Source organism: Archaeoglobus sp. UBA230 (genome assembly GCA_002507545.1).
Classification (GTDB): Archaea; Halobacteriota; Archaeoglobi; order Archaeoglobales; family Archaeoglobaceae; genus Archaeoglobus.
On sequence record DAVR01000016.1, the window covers coordinates 63,056 to 72,868 of the forward strand.

The window sequence follows — 9,813 nt, forward strand, 5'->3', positions numbered from 1 at the left end:
CTGTGTCTGAGATGAGTGAAGCTGTCGGACTTGTAATGGGTAAATCTTCAATATCTGAGTTCAGCTTTACCATAAACCCCTCTTGCATCCCCAAATTTGGCGAGTATGTGATGGCCGAGAACAGGGATGGTGAAGTGGTTGTCGGAATTGTGAGGGAAATCTCAAACTTTAACAGGATGATTTTGGATGAGGGGTTCAGTTTCGACTATCTCGTTAAGAACATGGACTTCTCCAGAAAACTCCTTGAGAAGAATGACGTTATAGTGGGAAATGCCAGTGTAATTGGCGTTATTCGTGAGGGAGAGGTATATCCCAATCGCGTTCCGATAAAACCCAATTCAGAAGTGAGGCTTGTGGACGATTCAATTCTCTCATCCCTGTTTAGGTGTGAGAAAGGAATCGAACTGGGCAGGATGATTGCCAGACCAGACATAACCGTGTCCTTAGATGTTAGACAGCTTGTTCTAAGGCATTTTGCAATCCTCTCCATTACAGGTGGAGGAAAGTCGAACACTGTTGCAGTTTTGGTGAACGACATCGTGAAGAGGCTCAACGGAACAGTTGTGCTGATTGACCCGCATGGAGAGTACGTTGGCTATACCTTCGAGGATGGGAGTGAGAGGGGAAAGAACGTTGTTCCCGCGGGAATAAGACCTGAGAGATTAGAACCATGGGAGTTTGCAAGTTTAGTCGGGGTTGACAGGGAGAAGGCTGCCGTGCAGAGGATGCACCTTGAGAGGATTTTCACGACGGTGAGACATGAAGGAAAAGCGGGAAGAGAATTTGTAGAGAGAGTTCTGGATATTGCGGAGGAGTGGATAAATATCGCTGCTGCCAAGGGGGAGGCAGAATACTACGATTTCAATGGTGTGAAGAGAATTGCAACCCTTGACAGACAGGATTTGAACTCTCTGGCAAGAATTAAGGAATATGTCTCTTCGTTCATGCGGAGGTATGAGGACTTGCTCAGTCAAAACGATATGCTGGCGAACATCAAGCCGGGCTATCTGAATGTCATAAACCTCAGCGGGTTTGATGAGGGACAGATGAGGGTTGTTGTAGCATATCTGCTGAGAAATCTCCTCGTTGGAAGGATAAATTACGTCAGGGGTAAGAAGGGATGGGAGAAAGTTTGCCCAGCTGTTGTAAAACCAATGCTCGTTATTTTTGAGGAGGGACACATTTTCGCCCCCAAGGGCATAAACAACGATGTTGTCAGCTGGATGGGAAGGATAGCGAGAGAGGGGAGAAAGTTTGGCGTTGGACTGGGAATAGTCAGCCAGAGACCGAAAAGACTGAACGATGATGTTCTGAGCCAGTGTAACACCAAGATCATTTTAAGAATTACTGAGCCCAATGATCAAAGATACGTGCAGCACGCGAGCGAGCAGATAAGCGAGGACTTGCTTAGCGACATAGCATCTCTGGGTGTTGGAGAGGCTGTTGTTGTTGGCCCAGCGGTAAAGCTGCCAGTGGCAGTCAAAATCAGAAAGTTTGGAGGAAACTACGGAGGAAGAGACATAGATGTCGTTGGAGAGTGGACGGGCAAAGAGGAGGAGCAAAAGATGCAGGTTACTCTGGAGGACTTGGCTGTATGAAGTTTGCCCATATCGCGGACGTTCATTTGGGGTACGAGCAGTACAACCAACCTTGGAGGGCTGAGGACTTTGCAAAGTCCTTCAGAGCTATTGCAGAGAAGGCTGTTGAGATGGATGTTGATTTTGTCATAATAGCCGGTGACCTCTTCCACAGAAGCGTTCCAAGTCCGAAAACGATCAAGGAGGCAATAGAAATCCTCTGGATTTTCAGAAGGGAAAACATTCCTGTTTTTGCCATTGAAGGAAATCACGACAAAACTTCGAGAGATATATCAGCCTATCACCTTCTTGAATCTATCGGAATGCTCAACGTGCTCGGTTTGAGACGGAGACCAGTGGAGGTAGAGAACGTAAAAAGTGTTAAGATCGAAAACGTGTACTTAATTAAAGGGTTTGTTGAAGATGTCGAAATTACTGGAGACAGGCACAGGAGCAGATGGCAGCTTGAAAAAGTTCTCCCCCTTTTGAAGCCTGAAAGTGAGAGAAGTGTGCTGGTTCTACATCAGGCCGTTAAGGAGGTAGTAGATATTGATTTGGATATTGCCTACGAGTTGACACTCAACAATTTGCCCAAAGCGAGCTACTACGCTTTTGGACACATACACCTGCCCAAGATTTACGAGTTCAATGGAAAGTTTATTGCTTATCCCGGCTCGGTTGACCGTTACGACTTGAGAGAAGCTTCACAAATAATCCGCTACAAATCCGATTTTACTTTTAAGGAGGGTATCAAGAAGGGGTTTGTTGTTGTGAGGAACTTCAAGCCTGAATTCGTTGAGATGAAAACGAGAGACCTTTACGATGTGGAAATCGAAACTAATAAGCTGGAAGAGCTGGAGAAGAGATTTGTTGAAGTCTTGGAGAGGATAAGTGGAGAGGGGATGCTTGTTGCAAAACTCAGGTGTCCAGATTCTGCGGATGTCAGAAAGCTGAATGAGATTGCCTTGAAAAATTTGAGGTATGCAGAGGTCAGATTTGAGAGATTAGCGGATGAATTTGAGGAGGTGGTCATTCAGTCAGAGAACGACTTTTTCACCGATTTCGAACTCAAACTGCTCGATCTGATGAAGGGGGAGATTGACGAGAGAGAGGCTTACGAATTTGTGATTGAACACTATCTCAGTGGAGGGGAAGACAAAGTTGAAGATGAATCCTCAGAAAAGCAAGAGGTCAAAGATCGAGAAGCAAAAACAACAGAAGAGGATACAGGAGAGGGCTTGGAGGAGACAAAAAGAAATGAGATGAAGGCTAAAAAGCCAAAAACACTCCTCGACTTCTTCGGGGGTGGATAGATGAGCCTCCTTCTGAAAGAGATACACATCAAGAACTTCAGATCTCATACGGACTCAAAAATTGAATTCGACACAGGGATTAATCTCATTGCTGGAAGAAACGGTGCAGGTAAGAGTTCAATACTTGAGGCTATTCTCGTCGCCCTATACGGACCAAGACCTGCTGGATTAAAAAAGAATGAACTTGCAAGGATTGGCACCTCTGGCTACACCATAAATCTGACGTTTGAGGTTAATGGCAACACCATCACCATCTCAAGAAGTAGTAACGGAGATGCAAGGCTTACCGGGAGAGAAATAGTGGAAGGAGATAGCAGCATAAACCAGTGGGTTGAAAAGCACATCTGCCCAAGCCACATATTCACCGGAGCGATATATGTGAGGCAGGGAGAAATTGATAGCATAATCAGAGATGAGGAAGGAAGAGAGAGGATAATAAGAAAGATTACGAGAATTGAGGATTATGAAAATGCATGGAGAAACTTGGGAACGATTATCAGAATGCTTGAAAGGGAGAAGGAGAATTATCTGTCTTTTTTAAGTCAGGAAGATGAGTTGAAGAGACAGAAGGACGAGAAGAGGGCTGAAATGGAGAAAACAAGGAAATCTGTGTCTGAAATCAGACTGGAGATAGAAGAGCTTGAACAAGAGGTTGAGAATCTGGGTAAGAGGAAGGAGGAGCTTGAAAAATTAAGAGGAGAGATTGAAAAACTAAATGGTAACCTCGCTAAAGTTTTGGGGGAGTTGAAAGCACTCGAAGAGAGAAACAGAATGCTGGAAGGTCAGAAAAAGGATATTGAGAACAGAATTAGAGAGTTTGAAAAGTATGTTGATGATCTGAAAGAAGTGAAGCCCAAGGCTGAACTGTATACCAAGCTTGAGAAGTTGCATTCGGAAACTGTAAGAAAAATTAAAGAAATCGAGGAGAGCGAAAAAAGGGTTGAAGAGGAAATTCTGAAAGCCAAGACAGAGCTTGAAAGAATTAAAAAGGACTCCGAGAGCCTTGAGATGGTAAAAGACAGGATAAAAGAGGTTGAGTCGAGGCTTGAAAGGCTTGAGAATAGTTTCAAACAGTGGGAGGAGGTTAAGGGGAAGTTTGAAAGGTATAGGAGCTTAAAACTTCAGCTTGAGGAAAGGGGCTACACGGCAGAGAAAATAGCAAGGATGTATGAAGCTCTTCAGAGAGCACGTGATGAAGAGGATAGGGTTCGGGATGCCTTTGAGAGGCTTGCAGCAAAACGTTCCTCGCTTCTTACAAAGGCAAAACAGTATCAGAAGGCTATCGAGGAATTGAAGAAGGCTGTAGGTGCCTGTCCTGTGTGTGGAAGAGAGCTCGATGAGGAACATAGAAAAAAGATTCTTGGAGAGTATCGCAGCGAGATCAAACGGATAAAAGAGGAACTTGAAAAACTTGAAGAGGTCGAAAGAAAGTTAAAGGAGAAAAAAGAGATTGTAGAAAAAGCATTGAATAAGCAGGAGTCAGTCCTGAAATACAAGCAGATTGTAGATGAGCTGGAGACGCTTAAAAAGGAGCTTGAAGCAATCAATATCGAGGGGTTGAAAAGGTCAAGTGAGGATTACGAGAAGCTTAGAGAAGAACTTGGAAAATTGAAGGGGCAAGAAAAAGTTCTTCAAAGTTCCGTAAACAAGCTTGACGAGCTGAAACAGATATTAGAGAGAGCTAAGGAAAAGAGAAGATATCTAAGAGAACAGAGAGAGAGGACGCTGGAAACTGTAAAAGAAATAGGGTTTGAGAGTCTTGAAGAACTTGAAAATCAGATCGAGGAACTTAGAAAGGACTATGTAAGATGGCTTGAACTCAAGGATTCAGAAAGAAGGCTTAATGAGGAAAAAGACAGAATTAAGAGGGTATTATCAGAGCTTAAGGACGTAAGAAAGGAGATAGAAAGAAAGTCTCAAGAGAGGAGCAAAATAGATGGTGAACTTGAACGCCTAAGGGGGTTCTACAGCGAGGATGAACACAAGAGAATTTCAGAAGAATTTCTGAGAAAATCCAAAGACCTTGCTGGATTGAAGAACAGGGTTGAGATTCTTGAGAACAACATAGCCACACTTGAGAGGGATTTGCAGTACGTGGAGAATCAGATTGCCCTCCTTGAAGAATACAGAAGTAAAGTGGAAATAATTGAGAGACGAGCAATTCCTGAGCTCACGAGAATCAGAGAGAAATTTAGGAGGTATAGAAACATTATTGCCGAAGCTGCAATGAAGGAGGTTGAAAGGTATGCAAGTGAAATTTTTGAGGAACTCACAGAGGGCAAATATTCTGGGGTGAGACTGAGAAAGGTGACAGAGAGAGGAAAGGAAAGGTTGAGGGTTTATGTAGTGTATCAGGGTGAGGAAAGAGATGTTGGATTTCTAAGTGGTGGTGAGGTTATAGCGTTAGGCTTAGCCTTCAGGTTGGCGTTATCAATGTTCATGATAAAGGGAAGGATTCCGCTGCTGATTCTTGATGAGCCGACCCCCTTCTTGGATGAGGAGAGAAGGAGGAAGCTTGTAGATATAACGACAAATTATTTGAGGAAAATACCTCAGGTCATTGTTGTCTCCCACGATGAGGAGCTGAAGGATGCTGCGGACAAAGTTATTTTTGTTGACTATCAGGGAGGAGCTTCGAGGGTTAGGTATGTGGAGGCTCAGTGACGAACTGCTCTCAGAATTTGAGCGGAATTTGGAGGAGAGCTACAACAGCGTTGTTAACATTGCGAGAAACATTAAGCACAGGTGGAGGGATTTACCAGAGCCGCAACCCTGCTCAGTCTGTGGTGTTGACGGTAGCAGAGGGCTTGAGAGACTCAGCGGGATTGTTTTTTATGTAATCTCCGCCGCCTCCGTTGGAGAGGATATCAGGGAGATACATGAAGTCTCCACACTGAGGCCACATGTGCACATCGAGGAGAGAGTAAGACTGCACATGCACATCTCTGAATTTAGGCTTGGAAGTCTGGCTGAAGAGGAGATCGTGCTGATGGATGGGACGCTGAGGGGGGCGATAATTCGTCCACCTGCCTACATTGACAGAGACATTTACACAACCCTCTCCGAACTCTACGACCTTGATGGACTGATAGACGACTTCATAATGGTCTTGGATAGATGGTATGGAGAAATTGCTGAGGACGTCATCAAGGGAGTGGCAAGGAAGGACTATTTACTTACAAGGAGCGAATACTTCGATAAAATTGAGAGAGGGTGCAGAAAGGGGAAGATAGAGGACAAGAATAACCTGATGATTCTAATGGAATACATAGAATATCTCCATGCACTGAACAGACTGCTGGAGAAAGACGTTGTTTTTGTGGCAAAAAGCTTCTACACGAATGAATTCACGCCAAATTCCTTCATAACCGACGCAGCGGTATTGGATTTCATGGCAAGAGAACAGTTTGGAGAGGAGAGGGCGGGGTTTATTCACTTCAAGCCTGACTTAAGGAAGTCTCTACCGTGGTATGCGAAGAAGTTCAATAATCTGACTAAAACAGAAATTTTCGGGGCTTTCGTGAGGTTTGCTGATGGTGCGAATATCTATATGCTTGAATCCTCAAAACCAATCGAGGAAGAGACTATAGCCAAACTATGCAGCTTTGAGGCTGAAGGTTATCTCATCCCACTCATCCACGCCCACAGGCATGCTGAGATAAAAAGAAAAGAATTGAAGAACATAATGAGCGCCATGCTCAGTGCAGTTGATCCGAAATACTCTTTTTTGTTGAAGAGGGGGAGGGAGCCCTTGGAGAGGTAGTAGATTGGAGGGCTACCACACCGGCTCCCTTTTCTCAAAAAACGCTGAGATACCCTCCTTAGCGTCATCGGTGGAGCTGTGGAGCGATATGGCCTCCGTTGCGTAGGCCAAAGCCTGGAAGTCCTCCATGAAAAGCTGATTGTAAAAGAATCTCTTTCCGGACTCCAGCACGTTCAGGCTATACTTTGCAATCTTCTCCGCCAGCTTCATCGTCTCCTCCTCCAGCTTCCCATCATCAACTACCTTGTTTACAAGCCCGAACTGCAAAGCCTCGTCAGCGGTTATGAACTCTCCGGTGAACCCCATCTCGAAAGCCTTCTTCCTACCAACAGCTCTGCTGACAAAGGTTACCGGTGTGTAGCAGAATAGACCTATCTTCACACCTGGAGTGGCAAATAGGGCAGATTTTGCAGCAACAGCCATATCGCATGCGGCAACAAGCTGGCATCCCGCAGCGGTTGCAACACCGTTAACCATTGCAATGTATGGCTGAGGAGCGTTTCTTATCGCCCACATAACCTTGTAACACCGGTTGAAAAGTCTCTCAACATCAACTGGATGCTGATTCAGTATTTCCTTCAAATCGTGGCCTGAAGAAAAGGCTTTTCCAGCTCCAGTGATTACCACCACCCTTATGTTTCTATCATCAGAAATTTTGTTGATGAGTTCTTCAAGCTCTGAAAGAAGTCCCATTGATAGGGCGTTTCTTGTTTCCGGGCGGTTCAGGGTTATAATTCCAACTCTTCCTTTCTCCTCATATGTCAAGTTCTCCATAAGTGGAGAGACAATATATTATGATTAATAGTTTTTCGTTGTTTCTATAGTCTTTGGGGGGACAAAATTCCTCTAACCCTAACCACAATTCACGTAAGCTCTTCAGCCAATGTAACTCTTCAGAACATCAACCTTTGCCGAATTCCCAAAGGGAGTAAACTCTCTTCTCGAATACAACCTCAACCTCTTCAACCTCTTCCTTCAGCACAAGACTGCCTTTCTTCACCTCAACTCTTCTAATATCTGGTATATCCATAGATATTTAAATATTTTTTGATTGAAATCTGAATAGGTGTCCTATGTGTGGAGTGGGAATAAAAGGGGATAGTAAAAGATGAGGTTGAGCGGTGAGGCAGAGGTTTCTGTTACCACTTTCAAACCGTAAAGGACATTACGGCAGAGGTCTCACAGAACACATGTACGACTTGGCTATTAAAAACGGTCTCTGTTTCATTGATAGAGAATTTGTGGAATGCAACATTGGAATTAACGGTAATAAAATAGCATATGTCGGTAAGAGTGATATCAGAGGAGAAATTGAGATTAATGCTGCCAATATGTTCGTTCTTCCTGGCCTTTTCAATGCTCACACGCATGCAGCGATGACTCTCTTCAGGGGCTATGCAGAGGGTTTACCCCTAAGACAGTGGCTCGAAAAAGTATGGGAGGTTGAGGCGAAACTTAATGAGGATGCCGTTTACTGGGGCAGCATGCTTGCCTGCTTGGAGATGCTGAAGTCGGGAGTTACAGCATTTGCCGACATGTATATTCATATGGACGGAGTTGCTGAAGCTGTAGGCGAAACGGGAATTAGAGCGATAATAGGCTACGGGATGGCAGACAGAGGGAATGTAGAGAGAGCTGAAAAAGAGCTTGAAATAGCCCTTGAAGTCATATCGAAGTGGAATGGTAGTTTTGGTGGCAGATTGAGGTGCATGTTGACCCCTCATGCCCCATACACATGTTCTCCTGAATTTTTAAGGAGGATTGCTGAAATCGGCAGGGAAAAGAATCTCGTCAAGCACATTCATCTTTCAGAAACCCTGTGGGAAGTCAGGGAAATAAAAAAACAGTTTGGGGTGAGACCTGCAGAGCTTCTTGATTCTTTGGGGTTTCTGGACGATAAAACGGTCGTAGCACATGCCGTGTGGCTTAGTGATGAGGAAATTAGTGTTCTTGCAAAAAAAGGTGTGAGCGTTGCTCACTGTCCTACGAGCAATCTAAAACTCTCTTCAGGCGTTGCAAGGGTCACTGAGATGATTGAGTCTGGCATTAACCTCAGCATAGGCACGGATGGAGCTGCAAGCAACAATATGCTCTGTGTTATGTCTGAAGTTAGAACTGCAGCGTTATTGCAGAGTTTGAGGAGGAAAGTTGTCAGGACATCGGACTGGTTGAGGGCTGCAACTGAGAATGGTTACAGGGCATATGGTTTTAAGGGTGGAAGAATTTCAACTGGCATGTTGGCTGATGTTACAATTTTCCAGAAGAATTTCAGACATTACCCCCTTCACGATCCAGCTTCGTTAATTTTTGTGGAGAATTGCGAGGCCTATCACGTAATCGTAAATGGTGAGCTTATAGTTGAGGAGGGTATTGTGTTGCCTCTCGACGAGGAAAAGGTGCTGAAAAAGGTAGAAAATGTGAAGGAAAGGCTTTTCGGGCATGGTTAGAAAGGGGAAACCTGTCAACATTTAATAGGGAAAAATTTTAATTATGTTTTCAACTCACATACTCATAATGCTCAAAATAAGGCGAAGGAAGAAAGAGGAAGAATTTGAAGAAAAAGATTTTGAGTTTGAAGAGTATGAAAAAGAGGCTTTAGAAGCTATTGAAGAAGCAAAAAAAAGAGAAGAAGCTTTAAAAGTTAAAAAAGAGAAGAAAATTGTAGGCGAAAAAAGAGAAGAGTATAGTGTTGAAAAGCATGGTCCCCTCATTGAGTATTCGCCCCCTCCGGGGTGGAACATCATTGAAGAATACTGGATTCAAGAACCCTATTGCAAGGTATTCATTATTTACAACGAAGATGATCAAGAATACAGATACGTGGTTGTCGAACCCCGCCTATCTCCATACGAAACTGAAGTGTATGGTGAGCTTTCCTTGCTTCTCCGTGATAGACTTGAAGAGATATTCTTTGAGGATGAAACTGTTAGCAAAGAGGAGGTTCTCAAAGAAGCATTTGATAGCCTTATCAATGAAGTGGGATTTGATCTTGAAGATAGAAGCTACTACAAAATACTCTACTACGTAATAAGGGATTTCCTCTATTATGGCAAAATTACACCATTTATGTTCGATGCAATGCTCGAAGACATCTCATGCAATGGTGTGCGGAAATACATGTATGTTTACCATCGCAATTACACAAACCTCCGCACAAACA

At 43.9% G+C, this 9,813-nt stretch carries 7 protein-coding genes and 1 pseudogene; 6 read left to right on the plus strand and 2 right to left on the minus strand.

Translation table 11 applies throughout. The annotated features are described in order from the left end of the window. Positions 1-11: 11 nt before the first annotated feature. Genes BP688_RS04295 through BP688_RS04310 form a run of 4 tightly spaced genes read left to right on the plus strand, consistent with a single transcriptional unit; the run spans position 12 to position 6,653 of the window. Positions 12-1,598: an ATP-binding protein gene (locus BP688_RS04295; protein WP_290597127.1), complete on the plus strand. Its 1,587-nt coding sequence runs from the start codon at positions 12-14 to the stop codon at positions 1,596-1,598. Continuing rightward, positions 1,595-2,890, plus strand: a complete 1,296-nt coding sequence (locus tag BP688_RS04300) for a DNA repair exonuclease (RefSeq protein WP_290597121.1) — start codon at positions 1,595-1,597, stop codon at positions 2,888-2,890. The genes BP688_RS04295 and BP688_RS04300 overlap by 4 nt, the downstream gene beginning before the upstream one ends. Then, entirely contained in the window at positions 2,891-5,554 is a 2,664-nt protein-coding gene (gene rad50, locus BP688_RS04305; protein ID WP_290624535.1) for a DNA double-strand break repair ATPase Rad50, read from the plus strand. After that, complete coding sequence (locus tag BP688_RS04310; protein WP_290597119.1) at positions 5,538-6,653, plus strand: DNA double-strand break repair nuclease NurA; 1,116 nt, start codon at positions 5,538-5,540, stop codon at positions 6,651-6,653. Before rad50 ends, BP688_RS04310 begins: the two co-directional genes overlap by 17 nt. A 12-nt stretch (positions 6,654-6,665) precedes the next feature. Here BP688_RS04310 and BP688_RS04315 read toward each other — a convergent pair whose 3' ends face one another. Both BP688_RS04315 and BP688_RS13550 read right to left on the minus strand, forming a co-directional pair. Beyond that, positions 6,666-7,427, minus strand: coding sequence for an enoyl-CoA hydratase-related protein (locus BP688_RS04315; RefSeq protein WP_290597118.1), 762 nt, complete (start codon positions 7,425-7,427; stop codon positions 6,666-6,668). A 102-nt stretch (positions 7,428-7,529) separates the two neighbouring features. Next, complete coding sequence (locus BP688_RS13550) at positions 7,530-7,619, minus strand: DUF2080 family transposase-associated protein (RefSeq protein WP_394335555.1); 90 nt, start codon at positions 7,617-7,619, stop codon at positions 7,530-7,532. A gap of 155 nt (positions 7,620-7,774) precedes the next feature. Here BP688_RS13550 and BP688_RS04325 point away from each other — a divergent pair, with 155 nt between their 5' ends. Further along, positions 7,775-9,100, plus strand: coding sequence for an amidohydrolase (locus tag BP688_RS04325; protein WP_290624537.1), 1,326 nt, complete (start codon positions 7,775-7,777; stop codon positions 9,098-9,100). 67 nt (positions 9,101-9,167) lie between these two features. Further along, positions 9,168-9,813: pseudogene (locus BP688_RS04330) on the plus strand (secretion system protein E); the annotation flags it as partial.

Bases quoted from the DNA above. Each gene is read 5' to 3' on its own strand.
- BP688_RS04295 (WP_290597127.1), top strand. From the start codon at position 12: ATGAGTGAAGCTGTCGGACTTGTAATGGGTAAATCTTCAATATCTGAG.
- BP688_RS04300 (WP_290597121.1), top strand. From the start codon at position 1,595: ATGAAGTTTGCCCATATCGCGGACGTTCATTTGGGGTACGAGCAGTAC.
- rad50 (WP_290624535.1), top strand. From the start codon at position 2,891: ATGAGCCTCCTTCTGAAAGAGATACACATCAAGAACTTCAGATCTCAT.
- BP688_RS04310 (WP_290597119.1), top strand. From the start codon at position 5,538: ATGTGGAGGCTCAGTGACGAACTGCTCTCAGAATTTGAGCGGAATTTG.
- BP688_RS04315 (WP_290597118.1), bottom strand. From the start codon at position 7,427: ATGGAGAACTTGACATATGAGGAGAAAGGAAGAGTTGGAATTATAACC.